This window comes from Paenibacillus sp. MT86 (genome assembly GCF_058792535.1).
Genome location: NZ_CM179499.1, coordinates 6,547,153 through 6,572,266, shown reverse-complemented (window position 1 = coordinate 6,572,266; position 25,114 = coordinate 6,547,153). Strand labels below are relative to the sequence as shown.

17 protein-coding genes and 1 riboswitch are annotated in these 25,114 nt (G+C 50.7%); of the genes, 16 read left to right on the top strand and 1 reads right to left on the bottom strand.

Annotated elements, in window-relative coordinates:
- Positions 1–52: 52 nt before the first annotated feature.
- From AC3RCL_RS29975 to AC3RCL_RS29965, 3 genes are all read left to right on the top strand, one after another.
- Positions 53–646 carry a TetR/AcrR family transcriptional regulator gene (locus tag AC3RCL_RS29975; RefSeq protein WP_213580687.1) on the top strand — a complete coding sequence of 198 codons (594 nt, stop codon included), beginning with the start codon at positions 53–55 and terminating at the stop codon, positions 644–646.
- A gap of 111 nt (positions 647–757) precedes the next feature.
- Positions 758–2,005 carry an MFS transporter gene (locus AC3RCL_RS29970; RefSeq protein ID WP_492533605.1) on the top strand — a complete coding sequence of 416 codons (1,248 nt, stop codon included), beginning with the start codon at positions 758–760 and terminating at the stop codon, positions 2,003–2,005.
- A gap of 461 nt (positions 2,006–2,466) precedes the next feature.
- On the top strand, positions 2,467–3,327 hold the full coding sequence (locus AC3RCL_RS29965; protein WP_192570374.1) for a formate/nitrite transporter family protein: 861 nt from the start codon (positions 2,467–2,469) through the stop codon (positions 3,325–3,327).
- Between the two features lie 140 nt (positions 3,328–3,467).
- Here the strand turns inward: AC3RCL_RS29965 and AC3RCL_RS29960 are convergent, their stop codons facing one another.
- Complete coding sequence (locus AC3RCL_RS29960) at positions 3,468–5,294, bottom strand: APC family permease (protein WP_492533603.1); 1,827 nt, start codon at positions 5,292–5,294, stop codon at positions 3,468–3,470.
- A gap of 166 nt (positions 5,295–5,460) precedes the next feature.
- A riboswitch (cyclic di-AMP (ydaO/yuaA leader) is annotated at positions 5,461–5,656 on the bottom strand.
- 485 nt (positions 5,657–6,141) lie between these two features.
- On the opposite strand from AC3RCL_RS29960, the gene AC3RCL_RS29955 reads away from it, so the two are divergent.
- From AC3RCL_RS29955 to AC3RCL_RS29895, 13 genes are all read left to right on the top strand, one after another.
- A complete protein-coding gene (locus tag AC3RCL_RS29955) occupies positions 6,142–8,217 on the top strand; it encodes a molybdopterin-containing oxidoreductase family protein (RefSeq protein ID WP_228468832.1) in 2,076 nt (691 codons plus the stop codon).
- Positions 8,218–8,461: 244 nt separating this feature from the next.
- Positions 8,462–9,439, top strand: a complete 978-nt coding sequence (locus AC3RCL_RS29950) for an ABC transporter permease (protein ID WP_492533601.1) — start codon at positions 8,462–8,464, stop codon at positions 9,437–9,439.
- 27 nt (positions 9,440–9,466) lie between these two features.
- Entirely contained in the window at positions 9,467–10,366 is a 900-nt protein-coding gene (locus AC3RCL_RS29945; protein ID WP_492533599.1) for a carbohydrate ABC transporter permease, read from the top strand.
- A gap of 68 nt (positions 10,367–10,434) precedes the next feature.
- Positions 10,435–12,114 carry an extracellular solute-binding protein gene (locus tag AC3RCL_RS29940; RefSeq protein WP_492533597.1) on the top strand — a complete coding sequence of 560 codons (1,680 nt, stop codon included), beginning with the start codon at positions 10,435–10,437 and terminating at the stop codon, positions 12,112–12,114.
- A gap of 162 nt (positions 12,115–12,276) precedes the next feature.
- Positions 12,277–13,851 (top strand): response regulator, encoded by a 1,575-nt coding sequence (locus AC3RCL_RS29935; protein ID WP_492533595.1) that lies wholly within the window; start codon positions 12,277–12,279, stop codon positions 13,849–13,851.
- Positions 13,848–15,680 carry a sensor histidine kinase gene (locus tag AC3RCL_RS29930; RefSeq protein ID WP_492533593.1) on the top strand — a complete coding sequence of 611 codons (1,833 nt, stop codon included), beginning with the start codon at positions 13,848–13,850 and terminating at the stop codon, positions 15,678–15,680. Before AC3RCL_RS29935 ends, AC3RCL_RS29930 begins: the two co-directional genes overlap by 4 nt.
- Before the next feature lie 389 nt (positions 15,681–16,069).
- Positions 16,070–17,323 carry an MFS transporter gene (locus AC3RCL_RS29925; RefSeq protein WP_192570379.1) on the top strand — a complete coding sequence of 418 codons (1,254 nt, stop codon included), beginning with the start codon at positions 16,070–16,072 and terminating at the stop codon, positions 17,321–17,323.
- Between the two features lie 447 nt (positions 17,324–17,770).
- A complete protein-coding gene (locus tag AC3RCL_RS29920) occupies positions 17,771–19,018 on the top strand; it encodes a sugar ABC transporter substrate-binding protein (RefSeq protein ID WP_009594526.1) in 1,248 nt (415 codons plus the stop codon).
- Positions 19,019–19,120: 102 nt separating this feature from the next.
- The gene (locus tag AC3RCL_RS29915) at positions 19,121–20,026 is read left to right on the top strand and encodes a carbohydrate ABC transporter permease (protein WP_009594508.1); all 906 of its coding nucleotides are present in this window, start codon (positions 19,121–19,123) and stop codon (positions 20,024–20,026) included.
- Positions 20,027–20,071: 45 nt separating this feature from the next.
- Positions 20,072–20,890, top strand: coding sequence for a carbohydrate ABC transporter permease (locus AC3RCL_RS29910; protein ID WP_009594477.1), 819 nt, complete (start codon positions 20,072–20,074; stop codon positions 20,888–20,890).
- Between the two features lie 39 nt (positions 20,891–20,929).
- Positions 20,930–21,931: a LacI family DNA-binding transcriptional regulator gene (locus AC3RCL_RS29905; RefSeq protein WP_009594543.1), complete on the top strand. Its 1,002-nt coding sequence runs from the start codon at positions 20,930–20,932 to the stop codon at positions 21,929–21,931.
- A 24-nt stretch (positions 21,932–21,955) separates the two neighbouring features.
- The gene (locus tag AC3RCL_RS29900; RefSeq protein WP_015737777.1) at positions 21,956–22,717 is read left to right on the top strand and encodes an alpha/beta hydrolase; all 762 of its coding nucleotides are present in this window, start codon (positions 21,956–21,958) and stop codon (positions 22,715–22,717) included.
- 197 nt (positions 22,718–22,914) lie between these two features.
- Positions 22,915–25,080, top strand: coding sequence for a glycoside hydrolase family 3 N-terminal domain-containing protein (locus AC3RCL_RS29895; RefSeq protein WP_492533588.1), 2,166 nt, complete (start codon positions 22,915–22,917; stop codon positions 25,078–25,080).
- Positions 25,081–25,114 lie beyond the last annotated feature (34 nt).

The window sequence follows — 25,114 nt, the reverse complement described above, 5'->3', positions numbered from 1 at the left end:
TTCCGCTGGTTGATGCGGACTGTTGAATCCAACGCAAGGAGTGCTAACACCGATGTCATCAGAAAAAGCGCAGCGAAAGCGGGATTTGATTCTGGATAAAGCCAAGGAGCTGTTCATCCAGCGCGGATATGCGGCAACGTCAATGGATGAACTGGTCAAGTATACGGGGGCCAGCAAGGGAAGCATCTATTATCACTTCGAGAGCAAGGAAGATTTGTTCGTCAAGCTGCTGACAAAGCAGAATCGGGAATGGATGGAAGCCTGGGACGACAAAAAAGCCGGTTACGCCAGCTTTGAGGAGAAGCTGTACGGGATCGCCGATCACATGGTTGACGACTTCCAGAATCCGCTCACCAAAATCGCGGAGGAATTCTATATCAACCAGCCGGAAAATAAGACGATTGTGGGCGAAATGCTGGCGATTCTGCAAGGTCCGCGTATGCTCTACCGCGAAATTCTGGCAGAGGGAGCGGACGAGGGACGCATAGCGGCAGAGGATATCGACGAAATAGCCGTTATTTTCGGATCGCTGCTGGACGGGTTGTCGGTTTCGTACTTCGAACGGTCCCAGGAGGAATTAAGGCAGCTGTACCGCAAGAGCGTGATGTACTTTTTGAACGGTGTGTTATCGGGTGAAGGTTCATAGCGTACGGTGCGGTAGGAGGATTTATCGAAAACGCTTTTCTTAGCTAACAGGAAAGGGCGTTTTCGCAATTATAAATAAACCGAATAGTCGGTTTTAACAGGAGGATGGAGTATGAAGCATTTGTTTGGCAACCGCGCGTTCGTGCTGTTGATGGTATCTGATTTTATGCAAAATATCGGGATCTGGATCCGCAATATGGCGCTGTTGTTCTTTATTATGGAGCAGAGCAACCATGACCCGGTCGCCGTATCGCTGCTGACCGTGATTGAATACGCGCCGATCTTCGTGATTTCCATGGTTGGCGGCGTACTGGCTGACCGTTGGCGTCCCAAGCGAACGATGATATGGGGGGATATTTTAAGCTTCATATCCATTCTGCTTATTTTGTTTGTTGTGTATGCGGGATATTGGCAGGCCGTGTTTGCGGTGACGCTGGTCTCGGCCGTCGTATCGCAATTCTCGCAGCCATCGTCCATGAAGATCATCAAGCGGTGTTTGCCGGATGAGCATGTGCCCGCGGCCACGGCGTTATCCCAGACCTCGATGTCGCTGTTTATCATTTTGGGACCTATGGTAGGCACGACGATTTATCAAGCATTTGGATTGCAGGCCTCTTTAATCAGCTTGCTGATTCTGTTCGGCGCTTCGGCGATCGTGTTGGCCTTTCTGCCTTCCACCGTGGACGAACCTTCCAAGGACTCGGTATCAGCCGGTTCGTTCGTGAAGGACATGAAGGCAGGCTTCGCCTACATTGGTTCCAGCCGGCTGTTGAAGGTGCTGCTGGTAGTCTACGTTATGTTGGCGCTGGGCAGCGGACTCGTACAGCCGCTCGACATCTTCGTCATTACCGAGCGTCTTCAGCTGGAGATGTCCAGCGTCCAGTGGTTCACCGCGCTTGAGGGCTTGGGCATGTTGATCGGCGGTGTGATCGCAGCGGTGATTGCAGGCAAAGTGAAAGGTTCCTACTTGCTGTTCGCGGGGCTGGCCTTCCTTGGACTCTCGACCTTTGTCGAGGTGCTGTCCCAGTGGCCGATCCTGACCGGCTCGATGCGCTTCGTCACCGGGGTGCTGATGGCCATGGCCCAGACGGTCCTGATGGCGGTGATGATGCAGCAGGTGGAAGAGAAATTCATTGGCCGGCTGAACGGCGTGATGACGCCGATATTTACCGGCATGCTGCTCATCGGCTCCGGGCTGACGGGCTGGTATATGTCGGTAACCTCCATTGTCGTGGTGTATTTTACGGCAGGCGCGCTCTTCCTGCTGTCGTCATTCATCAGCATGAAGCTGCCGATCGCCAAGGTGCCGGTGCAGGAAACAGAGGCGCCTGTCAGGGTAGAGACTGCGGCCAAAGCCTAGCGGGTGAGTAAAAATCTATACATTTAAGCCGAATCTGGCAGAATGGTATCCAACACGAACGGGCTTCGTACTGGTAAAGACAATCCAAAAGAGCGGTGCCGGGGAGAAACCCGGGCACCGCTTTTTCGGCATATGCGATTCCTCGAAGGAAGCGAAAGGAGTCACCCCGCTAAAGCTGATCCGAAGCTCCACCCATGGACAGGGTGCTGTGCCTATATCCATATATCGCTTAAATGGCCACACCGAATCCGATCCATGTTATTCGCTGCAGCGTGGTCAGCAGATCAAGGCATACGGAACATCACATCTGCATCTGTCCGTCCCTGACGGACACGATCGTGATATAATTCACGTTCTTGCCAAAGAAGCTGCGTTACAATGTTGGTAACGATAACACGAATATCATGAGCTGCATTCGGATAGGTAGACAAAGCGGATGCGGAAGAAATGAGGGAGTGACCATGGCTTACCATAAACCTGAGCGCATTGCGGAGATTACCGTGGAGAACGGGGTGAAAAAAGCGCATAACTCCGCCATAAACGTGATGATATTAGGATTCCTTGCGGGGGCATTTATTGCGCTCGGCTTTTTGCTTGACATACGCGTGATTGCCGGAGCGTCTCCGGAATGGGGAGGGATTGCCGGTTTTATAGGCGCGGCGGTATTCCCCGTCGGCCTGATTCTTGTCCTGCTTGCAGGCGGGGAGCTGCTGACGGGCAACATGATGGCCGTGTCCTTGGCCAGATTCAAGAGGAGAATTTCCACGAAGGAGATGATGCGGAATTTAGCGCTTGTCACGGTCAGCAATATGTTGGGAGCGTTATTCGTCGCTTACTTCTTCGGCCATGTGACCGGTCTGACAGGCAGCGGCGTTTACCTGGAGAAACTGGTGGATATGGCCGGGCATAAGCTGGACGACAGCTTCCTGCAAGCCTTCCTGTCGGGCATCGGGTGCAACTGGCTCGTAGCCCTCGCCGTATGGCTGTCCTACGGATCGGATCAGATGAGCGGCAAAATTCTCGGGATCTGGTTTCCGACCATGGCGTTTGTCGCCATCGGGTTTCAGCACGTGGTGGCCAACATGTTTCTCATCCCGGCCGCGATTTTTGAAGGCTATTACAGCTGGGGCGAGTATCTGATGAACTTCATTCCGGTATGGCTGGGCAATTTCGTTGGCGGCGCGTTATTTGTGGGAGCGACATACGGAACCGTTTATTTAAAGCAGGAGAAACAGGCCGCAGCCGCTCCGCGCGGCGAGCAGACGCCTGTGCCATCGGCCGGCGCTCCTCAACAGGTTCATTCGGCGCAGAATGTTTCCTAATGCCGGAAGCCTGGCGAGCGTCTGGCTTAAAGAAAAAGCTGCGTTCAACCGTCCTTGATGAAAGGCAGCGGTTGATCGCAGCTTTTTGTCGTGATGGGCGAGGCTGTTCCCAGTAATGAATCAAGCAGGGAACAAGCCCGCTATTTTTTTAAATGGTAGGGAACCGTCGTGATGATCACGTCTCTCCGATACAGGAGATGTGCCCGGATGAGCAGGCTGGATTGATTGTGCAGGAAATTATGCCAGCCCTTCTTGGGGATGAACTGCGGAATGACGACGGTAACCTGATAGTCGGATTCGCTAGCCTTGCGCTGCACGGTATCGATGAATTTCGTCAGCGGCTGAATGATGCTCCGATAAGGCGAGTGCAGCGTCACCAGCCGGATGTCCGGCTGCCACTTTTTCCATTTTTCCTGGAAGGCGACTTCCTCCTCCCGCTCGAACGGCACGTACACCGCGATGATTTGGCCCGCTCCCAGCGATTTGGCGTAATTCAGCGAGTTCTCCACCACATGCGTGATTCCTGCCACAGGCAGGATGATGACATTCCCCTCAATCGGCTTAACCGGCTCGCAGGTCGTAATCCGGAGCTGGTCCGCTACCGCCTCGTAATGCTTGCGGATCCGGGTGAAAATCCAGATGATCAGCGGCAGGAATATCAGCACGGTCCACACCTGGGCGAATTTCGTAAAGAAGAAGATCATGGTCACGATAAAGCTGATGCATGCGCCGGTGGTGTTAATGATCAGCTTGACGATCCAGCCTTCGGGCTTTTCGCGAATCCATTTCACCATCATCCCCGTCTGGGAGAGGGTAAACGGGATAAACACGCCGACGGCATAGAGCGGAATCAGATGCTCGGTTTTGCCTTCAAAAGCCAGCAGCAGCAGAATGGAGAAAAATCCAAGAATAATGATTCCGTTCGAGTATCCCAGACGGTCGCCGCGGACGGTGAACATTCTAGGAATGAACTTATCCTTCGCCAGATTGACGGCAAGCAGGGGAAAAGCGGAATACCCCGTGTTGGCGGCGAGGATCAGAATTAAGGCCGTTGTCCCTTGTATGAAGTAATAAAGCGCATTTCGCCCGAAGGTATGCTCGGCAATTTGGGAAACGACCGTGACTTGTTCGCTGGGACTGACCCCATAGTAATAAGCCAGGAAAACGATACCCGAAAATAACAGGGCCAGCAGCGACCCCATCGCCACCAGAGTTTTGGCCGCGTTATTCGGGGCCGGGTCTTTGAAATTCGGAATGGCATTGGAAATCGCCTCCACGCCGGTCAGGGCGGAGCTGCCCGAGGCAAATGCGCGCAGGAGCAGAAACAAGCTCAGCCCGGCTACGGGCGTGCCGATCGGCGTATGAAGCTCCGGAGACGCATGGCCTGTGGCAATGTTGAATATCCCTACCCCGATCAGGATGAATAACGCAAGCACGAACAGGTAAACCGGATAAGCCAGTATGGAGGCCGACTCCGTAACCCCTCTTAAATTCAATACGGTCAAGCTTAGAACGAACACGATGGAGATCGGCAGATTATAGGCATGCAATACCGGAAAAGCCGACGTGATCGCATCCGTCCCGGCCGACACGCTGACCGCAACCGTCAGGATATAGTCCACGAGCAAGGAACCGCCGGCCACCAGCCCCGGGTACATGCCCAAATTCCGTTTGGACACGACATATGCGCCGCCGCCGTGCGGATAGGAGAAAATAATTTGTCTGTACGACAGGATAAGTGCCAGCAACAAGACCAGGACGCCGACGGCAATCGGTATGGAATACCAATAGGCAGCTGCCCCGACGGTCATCAACACAATGAGGATTTGTTCCGGGCCATAGGCCACGGACGATAGTGCATCGGATGACAGGATGGCCAGCGCCTTGGTTTTATTCAGCTTTTGTTCGCCTAATTCCGTCGATTTAAGCGGTCTTCCGATGAGGAAGCGCTTGATTGAGGATAACATGGTTGTTTTTCACCGCCGCTTAAGATTAAGTTCATGGTAGAAGCTCCCTGAACGGACTTCTATCGGTGTTTTTTATATGCTGGACCTAGGAACGGTCACCCTTCCTATGCTGATTTTTGGCAAACAAAAAACACAGGTTAGAACCCTGTGTTTGATCACAAGTTCACAACCCTCCCGATCAACGCTGACGAGGTTAGCTGTCGGATTCGGGCGGTGAGAGTCGCCCTACCTGATTCCATCGCGGCGTACGTACGCGATGGAATCAGGATTCACCCCTTAGTATGGTTGAAGGATCCTATAGGTATCCCTCCATACGGTTGGTTCCCCCGCTTTCCATCAAGGAAATTAAGCGAATGTCATGTGAATATGAAGAATGTTTTCGAAGCTGAATAGTATATTACGCCTGCTCCAATCGTTTGTAAAACATCCTCCAACGATCATTCGAACAGAATTATTTATAAAAAATGACAGATAAGCGCTTACATAAAGACGTGGCTTTGACAGGCTTTTTATTTTGCATGTTTTCTGCGAAAATCACGAGTTTCTATAATATAGAAGGTTAGTCGCGGGGAACATCGGTCACTGGGAGGATGCCATATAAACAAATTCGCCATGCCGGTCTCGGGGGAGGAGACACTGGCATGGCGAATTTTTTTGGGAGTGGTCCATGATTCGGCAAGGAAGAGAAAGGGTCTGGGTTCCTCTTCTTTGCTCTTGATAGGAATATACCCGGGGGGAAGAAAAGTGAATCACCTGATTAGAAAAAAATGTATGACTTTACTGGAACCCCGATTTTCTTTTAAGATAAAGGGATATGATGCAGCCGAGCAAAAGGGGGAAGCACGAAATGACTCAAGCGATGATTCATCAGGAAAACGGCGTATTTCCGGCGGTATGTCCGTTGGATTGTCCCGATACATGCGGCCTGCTGCTGCATAAAGAGAACGGAAAAATCGTCAAGGTGACCGGTAATCCGGAGCATCCGATTACGCAGGGAGCCATCTGCAATAAAGTCCGTAATATGGCACACCGGGTGTACCATCCGGAACGCGTGCTCTATCCGCTGCGAAGAGTAGGTCCCAAGGGAGAGGGCGCCTTCGAGCGGATCAGCTGGGACGAAGCCATTCAGGAGATAGCCGGACGCTATAAGGGCTTGATCGAGGAATACGGCTCCGAGAGCATCCTGCCCTACAGCTTCTACGGCAATATGGGGATATTGAGCGTCGACGGCATGGACCGCAGGTTCTTCAACAGGCTGGGTGCCAGCCGCCTGAAGCAGTCGATCTGCAATTCCGCGGGCAATGAGGGCTGGAAATCCGTGATGGGGTTTAATGGGGGAACCGTTCCGGAGGACACCGTACGAGCCGACGTCATCCTCGTCTGGGGCGGAAACATCGTCAGCACCAATATGCACCAGATGGTGATTGCAGAGAAAGCGCGCAAAGCCGGTGCCAAGGTCGTTGTGATCGATGTCCACAAGAACCAGACGGGGCAATGGGCGGACTGGTTCATTCCGCTGTATCCAGGCACGGATGCGGCGCTGGCCGTCGGCCTCATGCACATCATGTTCCGTGACGGCATGGTAAATGAGGAATTCCTCCGCAAGTATACGATTGGTCATGAAGCCTTGCGCGAGCACGTCAAAGAATACACGCCGGAGCACGTTTCTTCCATTACCGGCATCTCGATCGAGGATATCGAGAAATTGGCCGACCTCTACGGCCGGGCCGATACCTCCTACATCCATATCGGCAACGGTCTTCAGCATCACGACAACGGCGGCTTGACGGTGCGCAGCATTGCCGCGCTTCCCGCTTTGACCGGACAATGGCTGAAGCGGGGCGGAGGGGCCGCCAAGTCGAACGGCGGTTACAACAGCATGGATAGCGACGCGCTTGAGCGTCCCGATCTCCGGCCGAATCCCGAAGCGCGCACCATTAACATGAACCGGATCGGCGAAGCGCTTGCCATGACCGAACAGCCGATTAAGTCGCTCTTCGTTTATTGCAGCAATCCGCTGGTTGTGGCTCCCGATACCGAGCGGGTCAGGGAAGGGTTTGCACGGGAAGATCTGTTTACGGTTGTGCATGACCTGTTTATGACGGATACGGCCAAGTATGCCGATATCGTGCTCCCGGCAACCTCCTCGTTCGAGAATACGGACCTGTACGCTTCCTACTGGCATCAGTACGTTCAGCTGCAGGAGCCGGTCATTCCGGCACTTGGGGAGAGCAAGGGCAACGTAGAGCTGTTTTCCATGCTGGGACGGGCTATGGGATTCCAGGAACCGGCTTTTCATGAGACCGAGGAAGAGATGATCGCAAGAGCGCTCGACTTCCCGGATAACCCTTATCTAAACGGCGTCACGCTGGACAAGCTGAGGGAACAGCGCCATGTGAAGCTCGATATGACGCCGCTTGACACGTATCTGGATCGTTTGCCGACACCTTCGGGACGCATCGAGTTATACTCTGCGCAGCTGGAGGAAGCAGGTCTGCCGCCCCTTCCGACCTACGTGCCGCTGAAGGAAGGATATGACGGGGTAAGGCGCGGCCGCGGTCATCAATACCCGCTCATGTTCATTTCGCCGCCGAACCATAACTTCCTGAACTCGACCTTTGCGAACGTGGAGAAGCATCAGAAGCTGGAGAAGGAGCCGGCCCTGCAGATTCACCCGGCGGATGCGGAGGAACGCGGGCTTCAGGACGGCGAGATGGTCATCGTATATAATGACCGCGGAACCTATGAAGTCCGGGCGAAGGTGACGGATAAAATGCTGCCGGGCACCGTAGTCAGCCAAGGCCTGTGGTGGGAAGGCGAGGGCCGCAAGCAGCGCGCCAATGCCCTTACGCCGGACAGGCTGTCCGACTTGGGTGGTGGGGCTACCTTCTTCTCGACGGTGGTCGAGGTCAGGGCTAAATGATGGCTACCTAAAGATGCATACAGAGACTGTCTTATAGGTCTATATGACCTGAAGGCAGTCTTTTTTTATTTATTGGAAACGATAAAACATTCCGGTGGAAGTATAAAAAATCGGGGTTTTATTATATAGCTTCAATATATTTCCATAGGTAGAATGATACTAAGCTAATTGCAAACGGTTTCGGAATGCTGCAAATCCAGAGACCCAGCATGCTTTTACATCATTTCGTAACGGGAGGATAAATATGCCGCAAGCGACTACAGAACAGCAGCAAGCACCCATTTCCCGGCAGCCAAAAATCCATAGTAAAAGTTTCCTTAGGCGATTAATGAAGCAATGGGATGTTCAACTTATGGTGTTACCAGGAGTGATTCTGGTTTTCATTTTTGCCTATCTGCCTATGTACGGAGTAATAACGGGTTTTATGGATTATAACTTGTTCACCGGTTCAAGGATTTGGGATAACCCGTGGGTTGGTTTTAAACATTTTGAAGCCTTCTTTGCCGCTCCCGAGTTTGAAAGGATTTTGCGCAACACCATTGTCGTCAGTTTGTTGAAATTCTTCATCGGATTTCCGGCACCGATCGTACTGGCACTTTTATTGAATGAAGTTCGCCATATGCTATTCAAAAGAGTCATCCAGACGATTACATATCTGCCCCATTTCTTATCATGGGTTATTGTGGCAGGGTTCACCACCGCCTTGCTGTCAACGGAGAACGGAAGCATCAACATTCTGCTGGAGAGGATAGGGGCCATTGATGAACCGATCAATTTCCTCTCATTGAAAGAATATTTCTGGACAATACTCATTTCGGCTAACGTTTGGAAGGAGATTGGATTTAACTCGATTGTATTCCTGGCTGCAATTGCGAGTATCGATCCGGCGCTGTACGAGGCTGCAGACATTGACGGGGCTAGCAAGACCAAGCAGATCTATCTGATTACGCTTCCTTCGATTATGCCGGTCGTCATCATCTTCATGATTCTTGCTATCGGCAACTTGCTCAACGCCGGATTTGAGGACATCTTGCTCCTGGCATCCAATCCTGTGCTGAGGCCGGTATCCGATGTTATAGATACGTATGTCTATCGAGTAGGCCTAGGATCACACCGTTATTCCTATGCGGTTGCCATCGGATTGTTTAAGGCGATTATTAGTGTTGGACTGCTTACGATCGCGAACTATCTGGCTCGAAGATCCGGTAATAGCTTATGGTAAGAATCAGCAGCCCTCGGGAGGTACGGCATGTTAAAAAGAATTAGCTTCAGTGACAAGGTTACGCTTATCGTGATATACGTCTTTCTCAGTTTGCTGGCCTTCTCGGCGCTCTACCCGTTCTGGAATGCAGTTGCGGTTTCCTTCAACGTAGGCGTGGACACCGCGAAAGGCGGAATCACCTTCTGGCCAAGAGAGTTCACGACCGAAAATTACAATATCATACTCCAAGATGATCGACTGCTTAACGGATTCTTTATATCCGTAAGCCGTACCATAGTCGGAACGGCAACCTCCATATTCATGACAGCGCTCCTGGCATTCGGGATGACCCGTTCGTATCTGATCGGACGCAAATATTACACATTGTTCTTTATATTTACCCTCTACTTTGGTGGAGGATTGATTCCAACGTATCTCCTCATCCGTTCCTTGGGACTGATGGATAGCTTTCTAGTATTTATTATTCCATCCCTCATCAGTGTGTGGAACATGATCATATTCCGAACCTTCTTTAAAGGCCTTCCCGCCGGCTTGGAAGAATCGGCCAATATCGACGGCTGCAGCAATTGGGGCACTTTCTTCCGGATTATCCTCCCCTTGTCCGGACCGGTTATCGCTACGCTGGCTTTGCTGACTGCCGTTGGGCACTGGAACGACTGGTTCCTGCCGAGCATTTACATCATCAACGATAATTTGCTCCCGATCCAGACCATTCTTCGGCAAACCTTGAATGCCAATATTGTAACCGGTTCAAGCTCCGTACTCGATAGTGCTTCGACGGCGCTGCTGGAGAATGCGAGACAGATTACGTCCAAGTCGCTCACGATGGCGATGATGATCGTTGTGACGCTACCGATCATTCTGGTGTATCCCTTTGTCCAAAAATATTTTGTCAAAGGCGTGCTGGTAGGCTCACTGAAAGAGTAGGCCCAGGAACGGTTTAAGGCGAACAGCTTTGAACATATATATTTTTGTAAATGAGAGGGGTTTAGTGAATGAGAAAGACAAGAAAGTCGTTGCTGTTGATGGTATCTTTGCTTTTGGTACTGGTCACAGCTCTAGCAGGATGCGGAAAATCGGCAGATCCAGCCCCACCACCACCGGCAGCGAACAATGACGGCGAGAAGAAAACCGATCCGCCAGCAGAGGGGAATGGTGATGGCAAATGGGTACTCGGGGAGAAACCGCTGGAATTTACGGCGTATGCTCACTATGAGAACTCGGACTTCCCTAAATGGGAAAGTACGCCTATCGGTAAATATTTGAGCGAAGAGAAGCAAGTGAAAATCAATATGATTGCCGCTGCTGGAGCACATACCCAAAAGCTGAGCGCGATGATGGCTTCGGATGATCTTCCGGATATGATCTGGACAGATCGTAACCATCCGGACATGGAGAGACTCCGTAAAGAGGGGAAATTGGTAGCTTATGATGATTACCTCGATAAATATCCTAATCTGAAAACATGGATGGGCGATCTGAACATGCTTCGCTCCGATGACGGCAAGCTGTATATGTTCCCGAACTGGTATTCATCCAATCCGTACGGTAACGCAGGTTACGTAGTTAACAAGAAGATCTACAAAGAGCTAGGCGAGCCGCCGCTTGAAACAACAGATGATTTATATAACTACTTGGTAAAGGTTAAAGAGAAGTATGGTAGCGAAATTGTTCCGTTCGAACCGCACCGTGCGCAGGAAAGACAGGGGCTCGGCGTGCTGTACACCGCATTCGGAGAAGGTGCGAGCTACACTAACCTTAACGCTAGTTTGCTTGCAGTTCCAAAGGACGGGAAGCTGACGCCTCTGCTAACGGATCCGGTATTCCGCGAGGCACAGAAATACATTGCTAAGCTATACAGAGAGAAGCTTATTTCTCAAGATGCCTTCAGCCAAACCGAGGATCAGATTTTAGAGAAAGTCATGACAGGACGAGTGGCCGTATTTGCAGGAGCTAGTCCAACTACGATGGCGGGCGAGGCGCAGCCGGAATTGACCAAGAATGATCCGGATAGCGGATATTTCATGATCTGGCCGATTCATAAGCCAGGTTTGGATAAGAATAAAATCTATCCGGGTACTTACACCAGTTTCGGATGGAATGCTGCTTATATTACAACAGCTGCCGAAGACCCTGAAGCGATCTTCGCATTCCTTGACTGGTATACAGGTCCTGAAGGAATGAATATTCAATACTTTGGACCAGAGGGCAAGAACTGGGATGGATTCGATGAGGAGGGCAAGCCGAACTTCACGGAAAACTATGACCCGGCTGAAGTAGCGGAAATCCAATCCAAGAATGAACCTGTTATGTTCGTTGGGAATACGAGTTATATTGACCCTGCCAAATACAAGTACATGGAGAAGCTTCCTTTCGAAGAGCAGGATTGGAGAACGCGTTACCAACAGACGATTACATGGCCTACGCAGTTAAACGTCACGGAATTTGCGAACCTGAATCCGGCTCCAGATTCAGATGAAGGGATTATCAAAACATCGGTAGACGAATTGTTCCTCGAAATCTATGCCAAATCGGTTATGGCGAAGAGCGATGAAGAAGTTGACAAAGTTCTTGATCAAGGCCATAAAGATTTGATGGATCTGGGCTACGATCAGCTATTAGAATGGCGTACGGCCAAATGGCAGGAGAACGTAGCTAAGCTGAACGGCAACTAATTTATACAAAGATGTCGCAGGTGAATTTCCCAAAGAACCTAAGGTTCTTTGGGAGATCTCTTTTTATTATGCATGTTTATTTTCTGCTTTTGCTAAATGCCTGTTTTAGATCGATTATACTATATGAATATGGATTTTTTTACAATTCCTGGAGGGATTCTCGTGTACAAGGTGCTGCTAGTGGATGATGAAGAGCTGGATCTTGAAGGAATAAAAAGGTTCATTCCTTGGCCTGATCTGGGTATGACCGTAGTGGGAAGCGTCAATAATGCGTTGTCGGCATGTGAAATTATCAAGAACGAGGATATCGATATATTGGTCAGCGACGTGAATATGCCCTATATGTCCGGCCTTGAGCTTGCGCGTATTGCGCTTGAACATAAACCTAACATGCGAATCATATTTGTCAGCGGATATCAGGAGTTCAGTTATGTGCAGCAAGCGCTCTTATTGAAAGCGTACAGTTATGTTCTCAAGCCGATGAATGATAGAGAGCTCGTTGCTTCGTTAATTAAGGTGAAACGGGATCTCGATGAAGAAATCAAGCAGCGCGAAGTGGAGATGGCCTATCAAGAGATGATTCCCATTGTCAAAAGCGATTTCCTTATACGTTTACTTGAACGGGAAGAATCAGAAGAGTCGTTGACAATGATGAACTTTTCATATGAATTCGACCAGTTGAAGTGGCCGATTCGTGTCGCTGTCATGGAGCTCGATAATGTTTCATGGCGCCAAGCAGGGAGTCTTTCTTCCCAGAGGGAAATGGCGAGGAGATTTCTGCAAGGTATTCAAGAGACGATTACGGATAGTGGCATGCTTCCATACTGTAAGCTGTCCACGAAACGAGTAGCGATACTGCTTGAGGACACTAACGCCACTCAAACGATGCGTACATTGATGGATAACGTTCAGCAGCATTTGACGACATCCATGACAACGGGGATTGGCGAACCCGTGCACACCTTGAATCAACTTCAGCTTTCATATAGGCAAGCTGTTGAAGCAGTGGAAGGCAAAATGTTTCTAGGCAAGGGAAGCATTATCAAGTACGAAGATGTCTGTGCTGAGCCAGGAATGCTGGATGCCAGGATGCTTGATGAACGTATGAACGTCCTCTTAAAGGCGATGGAGGAATACGAGCTGGTCCAAATCTGTGATGAGCTAGAGAAGTTATTCGGTTCGATAAGGAATCTGCGCTCCCGATTTACCGTACGCAATATGTCGAACTATATTATATGGAAGCTCGAACAATATTTAAGCAGTCGAAATGAAGATTTGTTTGACCTGTTAGGCATGGAGATTCATCATCTGGATATTTTGATGCAATTCGAAACCGTCAGTGATATTCGTTCTTGGTTTATACAGCATATTTTCGAGATTTCCGAACGATTATTCGAGAAATCCAACTCAAAAGACGGCAAATTCATCCGCAGCGTTATCCAAATGATGAAAGAACGAATGAGTGAGAATCTAACGATAAAGGATATTGCACAACATTTTTCTTTTTCGCCGAGCCATATCGGATTTTTGATTAAAGAGAGGTCGGGAAATACGTTTAATGAACTGCTTGTACAACTGCGTATGGAAAAAGCATGCGAATTGCTGAAACAGCCGGGCCTCAAAGTCTATGAAGTCGCCGATCAGGTAGGTTACCGCTATCTCCCATACTTCAGCCGACAATTCAAAGAAAAATTCGCGATGACACCCATGGAATATCGAAAGAGAGAATTGGGATGAACCATCGCTGGATCCCATCGTCCAGACCAAACGACAAGAAGCTGGGGTATATACCGATCGGCTACAAGCTCATGCTGACCTTCACGTTATTTATCCTGTTATTGGTTTCCGTGAACTTTTATATTTCTCACTCGATGTATGATGAGACCATGCGCAAACAGACCCGGGTAAACATCCAGGGAACGCTCAAGCAGATCCGAGATAATGTAGCCTATAAAGTAGATGATATCGTCCAGACTTCGGCGACATTGTACGATGATCCTACATTAGTTCAGAGCGTTCGCAGGAATTTATCGGGTACGGAGAATCATACCCGCATGAACAATGTCATTCTCCCGAAGTTAGAGAGCGCAGCGAAGGCGGTAGGCCTTAACTTAAGGCTATCCGTCTATTTTCATAATCAAACGGTGTACGAGAAGTATAAAAATTGGGACAGCGAAAGAAATAAAGATTTCAACGAACAAACCTATGACATATACCACATGAACCGAATTTTAGGTGAGTTTTGGTACTTCATACTGCCGGAAGAGAAATACAATGCAACGATGATGTGGAAGCAGGTAGAAGAGGATGAGCGGGATGGACGGATCTCGATGATTCGACGCATGGTGGATATGAATAATCCGCTCGAGATCAAAGAGGTGGGAATCATGCGGTTCAGTGTTCGTTTGTCACAACTGTTCGATAGCGTGGATTACACGAAGCTCGGCGACGGAAGTATGTTATCGGTGCTGGATCCCTTCGGGAATGTGGTGTTTACTTCCGGCCAATTTGTTGAAGACAGCAGCCAAACCTCCGTCAAGGCAAATCATGATGCGGCTGTAGCAGCATATGATAAGAACAATTATTTGATCATCGAAGAAGATTTGCCACAGAAGAACTGGAAGATTGTTGCTGAGGTTCCGCTTAACATTATTGAACAGGAAGCGAAGAGGGTACGAACCGTTTTGATTGTGATTTGTATCATCTGCGTCGTGTTGTTTACATATATGGGGTATGTTATTTCCCAATCCTTCTCTAAGCGGATCATGAAGATTGTAGGGGTACTCAATGCATTTAGGGAAGGCGATTTGCATAAACGGATCACGTACCGGGGAAAAGGGGAGTTCTCTCAAATTGCGAATGCCTTGAATGCGATGGGCGAGGATATCGAAGCGTTAATAAAAGAAGTGTATTTGACCCAACTTCAAAAAAAGGAAGCAGAGCTTGAAATGCTGCAATCGCAGATCAACCCTCATTTCTTATACAATACGCTATCATCCATAAATCAGCTTGCAAAATTCGGGGAAACGGAGAAGCTTCAGGATATGGTTGTGCAACTGGCACAATTTTATCGGCTTACATTAAATTCAGGAAGAATATTGATACCCATAGCATCCGAGATTGAGCAGGCCAATGCGTATCTGGACATCCAGAAGGTAAAATATGGCCAGCGCATGGAAGTCACTTTTGATATCGATACGAATATATGGCCTTACGAGACCATTAAGCTGATCCTCCAGCCCTTTATTGAGAATGTGCTGAAGCATGCTTGGAGTGGAGATCGCATTCATATTCGGATTTCGGTTCACAAGGAAGGCGACGATATTCTGTACCGGATCATAGATGATGGTCTAGGCATGAAGCAGGAGCGAATACAGGAGATATTCGATCCCCGGGATAACAGCCATACCGGCTGCGGCATCCGCAACATTGACCAGCGGGTGAAGCTGCATTACGGGAGCGAGTACGGCGTGTCCATCTTCAGCAAAGTCGGAATCGGGACCTCGGTTCAAATACGCATACCTGCAAGAGCGAGAAATGCTAACCCGGATAAGAGAGGGGGATAGACGGGAGCCCCGGACCAGAGCGGTTCCTCGTGAAGCGGGGATCCGCTTTTTAGCGCCTGTTCGCTGTTAAGGTAAAGCGTCAATGAGTGTGCTTGCTAAAAATGGATCTCTCAAGCGATACTAGGATTTGGGCGATAAGAAATGACAAGCATTGTGCATTCATACAGGTTATAGGAGTATCAAAATAGAAGGCCTTTGCCTCTTTCCGTTAAGAAGAATTTATAAAAGCCCGCGTGGGCTTTTTTTTTAACATACTAGAATTTATAAAGTTTTTTGGGGTCTCCGCAAAGTATTTGGAATAAGCATCGGAGCATTGGCTCCACTTTGTGGGGCTATTTTAGGTTATAAACGTAAATATACTGCTGCGAGGCTGCTGGGAGATAATAAACATGAAATGGTTGGAGCAGTACCCTAAGGAAGTTAAAGGTTTTCTTGTTGCAAGTCTCGTTGCCTCCGCGGGCGGCTCCTTGATGTGGCCGCTGACAACGATGTACGTATTCGACGAGCTGGGACGCAGCATGCAGGATGCGGGCTTTGTCATCTTGATTCAGTCCATGGGGGGCATCGCGGGTCAGCTCCTTGGCGGCGCGTTATATCACCGGGTCGGGGTGAAGAAGCTGATCGTGGGCTCGCTCCTGCTGAACGCCCTCGGATTGTTCACCCTTCCGTTCATTAACGGATTATGGGGCTTGTTCATCGCGATGATGGGCTTCATCGGATTCTGCAACGCCGTATCGATGCCGGCCATCCAGGCCTTTATCGGCTTCCGGTTCGCCGATCGGCGGGGCGAATTGTTTAACGTCATCTATGTTGCCAATAATATCGGCGTAGCCTTGGGAACGGCCATGAGCGGGTTCCTGGCGGAGATATCGTATCATTTAAGCTTTGTCTTAAACGGCGTCACGTCCTTCGGCTTTGCGATTTTCTTCCTGTCTTACCTGACGAAGCTGGGCGGAACGAGCGCGTCCGACGGGTCGCATCATCCGCAGCCCAAGAGTCCGCTTCCGGCGGGGCCCGGCGCTTGGGCACTCCTTGGGAACACCCGCATCTATCTCTTTATGGGACTAGGCTCGCTGTTCCTATGGTTCGGCAATTCCATCTGGAACACGGGCGTGTCTCCGTTTATCATCTCGGAGGGGATGTCCAAGACGGCTTACGGTTATTTGTGGACGCTGAACGGGATCTTGATTTTCGCCGCGCAGCCGCTGACCAATGCCATCAAGCGATGGGCGGCCCGCACAGAGAGCAGTCAGATGACCGCGAGCGCCTTGTTCTATCTGGCGGCTTATGTTGTCATCGTGGCGATGCACAGCTATCCGGGCATGATCCTTGCGATGGTGCTGGCCACATTGGGCGAAATGCTCATTTCGCCAGCGATCCCGGCTTTTATTTCGGAACGTGCGGGACAAGCCGCTCCGTTCTATATCGGCGTGACCGGCGGCATGGGAGCCGCTGGCCGGGTGATCGGGCCTTATATCATGGGAACGATGTATGACGGCGGCGGACTGACCCCGGTGGCGTGGTTGGCCGCGGGAGTTGCCGTATTGTCATTCCTGTCGTTTGCGGTGCATGCCCGGCTTAGCAGGGACAGGGGGCTGGGCCACGACCGTCATGACAAGAGGGAACGCCAACTTAACGCTTAGCGCACTAATAAAGTGACGGATCATGACAGAACCATATTAAGCAGCAGGCATGCTTCGGAGCCTGCTGCTTTTTTGCCTGCGATTCATAGCTTACAGCCCTTGTCAAAGAAACGCCTTGCAAAAAAAATAAAAAGGATATTGAAATCGCTCTCAGGGGGAGCTATAATGAACGTGTCGAAACGTTTCAAAACGAAATGCGTTTTTTGAATTTATCAAGCAAGCAATCTTCTTATTTTGTTTACACAAGAGCATGATTATCCTTAGGATAACCATGGAAAGGTGCTCCATAGGGGGAATGAAGAGACATTAGGATTATAGAAATAACCTTTATCCGGCGTCTTTATTTTTTTCGAATAAAATCGAAACGTTTCGAAGTAAGTGCTTTCAAATTAAGTTTTGCATTACGTTTCGCATGCTGGTAAACATTAAAAACGGGGTGAATGTAGAATGAGAAAAAAATCAATATTGTGGACGTTGGCAGCATTGCTGGTGTTCTCGGTCGTATTAGCCGGATGCTCGGGCGGGTCTGAGAAAGCAGACGGAGGCAGCGAAGGCGGTGGCAAGAAGGAACTGAAAGTCTGGTTGATGGGTGACGAAACGGACGAAACCTTGATTAAGCAATACGAAGAGAAGAATCCCGGCGTAAAGGTAAGCGTTCAATCCATTCCTTGGGGAAGCGCGCATGACAAGCTGTTGACGGCGGTTGCTTCGAAGAGCGGCCCGGACGTCGTGCAGATGGGTACAACCTGGATCCCTGAATTCGCGCAAGCCGGCGCTTTGCTTGACTTGACGCCGTACCTTGAGCAATATCCGAATTTGAAGCCGGAGAATTATTTCGACGGTGCCGTTCAAACGATGAGTTACGACGACAAGGTTGTCGGCATTCCGTGGTACGTGGAAACACGCGTATTGTTCTACCGTACCGATATTCTTGCTGAAGTAGGCTATCCTGAAGGTCCTAAGACTTGGGATGAGATGAAGGATGCCGGCCAGAAACTGGCAGCCAGAGGCAATGGCAATTACGCGATCACCATCGATGCCAAAGATATGAACTACCTGTCCATGTTTGCTTGGCAGAATGGAAGCGCTATGATCGACGAGAACCGCAAGCCTCATTTCAACGAGCCGGAATTCATGGGAGCCATGGAATACCTGAAGAGCTTCTACGACACAGGCATGACGCCGCTTGCGAGCGATTTGGATCTGTTTGCCGCATTTAAGGACGGACAGTTCCCGATGTTCATCAGCGGTCCTTGGATGATTCAAGGCGTGAAGGATAAAGCGCCTGAGATTGAGGGTAAATGGGCAACCACAACCCTTCCTGCAAAAGAAAACAACGCATCGTTCCTTGGCGGAGCTAACATGTCCGTATTCAGCAGCACCAAAAATGCAGATGAAGCCGTTAAATTCATCTCCTTCATGAGCGAACAAGAATCGCAGCTGACCAACTACGATGTATCCAAAAACTTGCCTGCGATTAAGAGCGCATGGGAAGACAAACGCTTTGAAGATCCGATCTTCGCTACATTCGGAAAACAGCTTGAGAACGCCAGACCTGTTCCGTTCATCAAAGAGTGGGATGCGGTTTCCCAAGAAGCCATCGGTGCCTTTGAAAGAATCACGGTGGGCGGTGCGGACATCAAGACCGAAATGGATCAGTTGAACGCGAAGGCTACCGAAATTCTATCCAAATAACAAAAGCGTGTAACGCAGCCCGGCTTGTTTCTTCAGACGATGATGAAACAAGCCTGACTGCTTCCATAGCGTATCATCGAAACCCATATTTGCAGGAGGTGAATGACATTGCAGAACTTTATCAAGCGCTTTAACCGCTATAAGTACCCTTATATGTTTATTGCGCCCGCGCTGGTGCTGCTTCTGACGTTCTCAATCATTCCGATCATCATTGCGCTTGTCATCAGCTTCACGAACATCGACCTGGCGGGTCTCGCCAATTACTCCAATATTGAAGCCGTCGGCTTCGATAACTTCATGAATGTATTTAAAGATCCGGTTTTCCTGAAATCCATGTTTAACACCATGTTCTATGTTATTATCGGAGTTCCGCTTGTCGTTATGCTTGCCATGGGCGCTGCATTGCTGCTTAACTATGGCACGGGATGGCTGTTCAAGACATTCCGCGTTGTTTATTACATGCCTTCCATTACGAATATTGTGGCGGTCGCGGTTGTTTGGGGTTACCTCTATAACAGCCATTATGGCCTCTTTAACCATATGTTATCCTGGTTTGGTATTCCCGCGCAGCAGTGGCTGAATGATCCCACGCTTGCCAAGTTATCGCTGATCCTTCTGGCTGTATGGAAATCGATCGGTCTTAACATGATTATATTCCTTGCCGCCCTCCAGGGCATTCCGCGTTCCTATTATGAAGCGGCGGAGATCGATGGCGCGAGCAAGTGGAAGAAGCTGTTGTATATCACCGTTCCGCTGCTCAGCTTTGCGACCTTCTTTGTCACCATTACGACGCTGATCGGCTGGATTCAGTTCTTCGAAGAGCCGCTGGTGATGACCAAGGGCGGACCGCTGAATTCCACAATGTCGATGGCCCTCTTCATATACAACAATGGCTTCCAGCTCAGTAATTTCGGTTATGCGGCCGCAGGATCGTTTGTGCTCTTCTTCATTATCATTGTTGTGACGATCGCGCAATTCGCAGTCAAGAAAAAAGATGTCGAGTATTAAGATGCAAGCGATGTTCCGTATCGTAACTGAAGGAGGCTTTAGGGTATGGCAGCGAAAAGAATAGAAAAGACGGTCATGACGGTGCTGCTCATTGCAGGGGGACTGCTGATGATGATTCCGTTTATCTGGATGATCACGTCCTCGTTCAAGCCGGAGAATGAATTTACGGCGGTTCCGCCGACGTTATTGCCCAAAGAATTTACCATGAAAAATTATGTGGATTTATTTACGAAGCTGGACTTTATGGTCTACCTCAAAAATACGCTTATTATTGTATTCTGGTCATTTGTGGGTCTGTTCCTCAACGCGCTTGCAGGATATGCATTCGCCAAGTTTGAGTTTCCGGGCAACAAAAAATTGTTCTATCTCGTGCTTGCCACCATGATGATTCCGGGACAGGTGACGATGATTCCGGTGTATCTGCTGATTAACGCCATGGGCTTGACCAATACGATGGCGGGTATCGTGCTCCCCGGCTTGGTCGGCGCTTTCGGTATTTTCCTGTTCCGTCAGTTCATGTCGACGATCCCGACGGATCTGATCGAGGCATCAAGGCTGGATGGCGCGGGAGAACTGCGGATTTTCTTCCGTTTGATCGTTCCGATCACGAAGCCGGTATTTGCGGTGCAGGGGATTTTGGCCTTCATCGGCGCTTGGAACAGCTTCCTGTGGCCACTCATCATGGCTAACGACCAGAAACTTTATACGCTTTCGGTAGGTTTGCAGCTTCTGAAAGGACAGCATGGATCCGATTTCGGTCTGCAAATGGCAGGTGCTGCATTTATGGTTGTTCCGATCATCATCGTATTTTCTTTCTTCCAAAAACATATTATTGAAGGATATACGATCTCTGGCATGAAATAAGATAGATAGAGTTTTTAAGATTAGAAGGGGCGAAAGGAAATGGCAACGATAAAGGATGTGGCAAAGCTCGCTGGAGTCGCCTTGTCGACGGCTTCATACGCGTTAAGCGGCGACAGCAGAGTGAGTTCCAAGACAAGATCAAAGGTGCTCGAGGCAGCAAGACAGCTGAATTATCGGAAGAACGGATTTGCCATGGATTTGAAGCGGAGCCGCACCAAGACAATCGCTCTAATTCTGACGGATTTATCCGGGCCTTATTATTCCGAGTTGATCCGAAGCGTACAGGAAGTTGCTTTGACCAACGGGTATGATCTGATAGCCTGCAGCTCGATGGGCGGCAGGGATTCGACGGCGGTTAAATTTTTGCGGGAGAAGAGGGCCGACGGCGCCATCATTCTCGCGCCCAATATTCGCGATGAAGTTCTGATCGAGACCTCCGGACCTCAATTTCCGATCGTCGTGATGGATCGTCCATTATGCAGCGAATTCCTGGTCAATGTGCTGGTCGACGGGGAGCAGGGAGGATACACGGCTACTCGTTACCTGCTGGAGAACGGACATCGGCACGTAGCCTATATTAGCGGATCCTCGGATTCGTACGATAATCATTTGCGTTATCAAGGGTATTTAAGGGCGCTCGCGGAGGCGGGGCTGGAAGAACAGTCGAAGTGGCGCCTCAGCGGCAACTTCGTGCGCGAGGGCGGTTACAACGCCACCAAGATGATGATTATGCAGGGGTCGCTCCCAACGGCCGTATTTTACGGCAACGACGAGATGGCCATCGGAGGGCTGAAGGCATTCGAGGAAAGCGGAATTTCGGTGCCGGATGATGTGTCCGTCATCGGATTCGACGATATCCAATTAGCCGAATACGTGAATCCGCCGCTGACGACCATCAGGCAGCCCAAGAGCGAAGCGGGATCGCTTGCAGCCCATCTGCTGTTTCAGATATTGGGAGGCGAATCCGTAAAGCAGTCGTACATGCTGACAACGGAAATGATGGAGCGTGCGTCTGCAGGAAAGAGCAAAGTAGAAAGTTAATGTACCGGATCGGAGATGAGGAACTTGGCATGGATCACGTGTGATTTTTATTCCGAAACACTACAGCTGTCTACCGGCATCGAGGTTTTTATACCGCAAGCCGCGCTGATGCCATACGGTTCTTCTTCGAAGCTGCCGGTGCTTTATTTGCTTCACGGCCGAGGCGCGGACCAGACCGAATGGATGCGCAGATCGTCCATCGAGCGGTACGCCGAGGATAAGGGCATCGCACTCGTAATGCCGGGAGTCGGACGAAGCTATTATATGGACATGGCCAACGGTCCGTCTTACTTTACCTTCCTGAGCGAGGAGCTTCCGCAGCTGGTTCAGTCGTTCTTTCCGGTGTCCGGACGCAGGGAAGATACCTTTGTCGCCGGAATTTCCATGGGCGGGTATGGCGCATTTAAGCTGGCCATGAGTTATCCGGAGCGTTATGCGGCCGGCGCAAGCCTGTCGGGAGGTCTGGATCTCGCCAGCCGGGCTGCGGGACCGGGCTTCCAGGAGCACGAAATCCGTACCCTGTTCGGAAGCGTCGACCGACTGCGGGGAAGCCGGGACGACTTGCTGTATTTAGCTTCGGAATTCGCGGCATACGGGGGTAACAAACCGATGCTGTATCAGTGCTGCGGAACGGAAGACTTTTTATATCATGATAACCAAACGTTTAGACGATATGCGGACAGTCTGGGGATTCCGATGACATACGAGGAAGAACCGGGCGGACATGAATGGGGATATTGGGACCGTAAAATTCAGCGTGTGCTGGATTGGCTGCCACTGCCCTGATTTTTTCGTCCGTTTTTATTGAAACGTTTCGATTATGTCACAGACCGGGCTGATTTTCTCGCTTTTTAAACAATGGATGTATAGGTAGAAAATCCTGCTAAGTATAAGGTTTTATGAATATATTTCATGGTTTGAGCAAAAATCAAAACGTTTCGAATTGACTAGATCGTGAAGGTTAAGACATAGGAGGATGGGAAATGGCAGATCAACAACTGACTTCTCTGGTCGAGCAGATGACGCTGGAGGAAAAAATTGCGCAGCTTATACAACTGGCCGTCCCTTTTTTCAAAGGAGCTCAAGAATCGGGGCAAATTACAGGACCGATGGAGTCGCTGGGCATCACCGATGAGATCGTAAGCAATGCAGGCTCGGTGCTGGGCTTGGCGGGGGCGGAGGAAGTGATAGCCGTCCAAGAAGCGCATATGCGCAAAAGTCGATTAAAAATTCCGCTGCTCATGATGGCCGATATCGTACACGGCTTCAAAACGATCTTCCCGGTGCCGCTGGCCTTGGGAAGCTCGTGGGACCCTGTCCTTGCGGAGCGGAGCGCAGAAATCGCCGCGCGCGAAGCCGCGGTATCCGGCCTCCACGTGACATTTGCGCCGATGGTGGACCTGGTGCGCGATCCGCGCTGGGGACGCGTGATGGAGTCGACCGGGGAAGATCCCTATCTGAACAGTGAATTTGCAAGAGCGTTTGTCAGAGGTTTTCAAGGCGACGACTTGAGCGGCGATGTAAACCGGCTGGCCGCGTGCGTGAAGCACTTTGCCGCCTATGGAGCCGGTGAAGGCGGCCGTGATTACAACACGGTGGACATGTCCGAGCGCCAGCTTCGGGGGTATTACTTGCCTGCGTACAAGGCCGCGCTGGATGAGGGGGCCTTGATGGTCATGACCGCCTTTAATACCGTAGATGGCATACCGGCCACAGGCAATAAGCGGTTGATGCGCGATTTGCTGCGTCGCGAATGGGGATTTGACGGTGTGTTGATTTCCGACTGGGGAGCGGTCAAAGAGCTGATCCCTCACGGAGTTGCCGAGGATGAGGCAGAAGCAGCGTTAAGAGCCATCGAGGCTGGCGTGGACATCGAGATGATGACCTCCAGCTACGTGCATCATTTGCCGCAAATGGTACGCGATGGACGGGTGGATGAGAGCCTGATCGATGAAGCGGTGCTGCGTATTCTGTCATTGAAAAAGCGGCTTGGACTGTTCGAGCGTCCTGTGCGGGGAGCCGACCCGCAAGCCGAACGGGAGATCGTGTTTTGCGAGGAGCACCGTCAGGCGGCCCGTGAAGCCGCCGCGAAATCCTGCGTGCTCCTGAAGAACGGCTCCCTGCTGCCGCTGAGAGGCGGTCAGCGCGTAGCCTTGATCGGCCCGTTCGCTGCCAGCGACGACATACTCGGCCCATGGTCCTGGACAGGCGCTAAAGAAGATGCCGTCACGCTGGAGCAGGGACTGCGGTCCAAGCTGCCTTCCGGCGCGCTGACGGTGGCCGAGGGCTGCAGCGTGAGCGCTATGACCGATCAGCAGCTGGAAGAGGCGATGGAGACCGCGAAGCAAGCCGATGTGATCGTGCTGGCGCTGGGCGAGGATTCCGAGATGAGCGGCGAAGCCGGCAGCCGCGGGTTTATCACGCTGCCGCAGCCGCAGCTCGAATTGATCCGCCATTTGAAAACGCTGGGGAAGCCGATGGCAGCCGTCTTGTTCAACGGCCGCCCGCTGGATTTGCACGGCGTGCTGGATGAGGCCGATGCCGTGCTGGAAGCCTGGTTCCCGGGAAGCGAAGGCGGGGCGGCCATCGCTTCGCTGCTGACCGGCGAGATCAATCCTTCCGGCCGTCTCAGCATGTCGTTCCCTTATTCCGTCGGACAGGTGCCGGTCTATTACAACCATTATAATACCGGGCGGCCGAAGGGTGCGCCGGATGCGCAGGTGCGCTATGTATCGCAGTATTTGGACATTCCGAATGAGCCGCTGCTGCCCTTTGGATTCGGCCTAAGCTATACCGAATTCGAATACGGAAACATGGAGCTTTCAGCGGAAGAGATGTCTTCGGAACAGCCGCTTGAGATCAAAGTATCTGTCACGAATGCCGGCGATATGGCCGGGGAAGAAGTCGTCCAGCTGTACGTCCGCGACTGTTCCGGCGAGGTCGTCAGACCGGTCCGGGAACTTAAGGATTTCCGCAAGGTGCTGCTGCAGCCGGGAGAACGGCAGGAAATCGCCTTTATCCTGACCGAAGAACAGCTGCGTTATCACCATTCGGACCTGTCCTTCACGAGCGATGCCGGCGAGTTCGACCTCATGGTCGGAAGGAATAGCCGGGATACGGAGATCAGACGTTTTCGGCTTCGGAAATAACGCGGACCAACATCATTTATGCAGAATAGGAAGT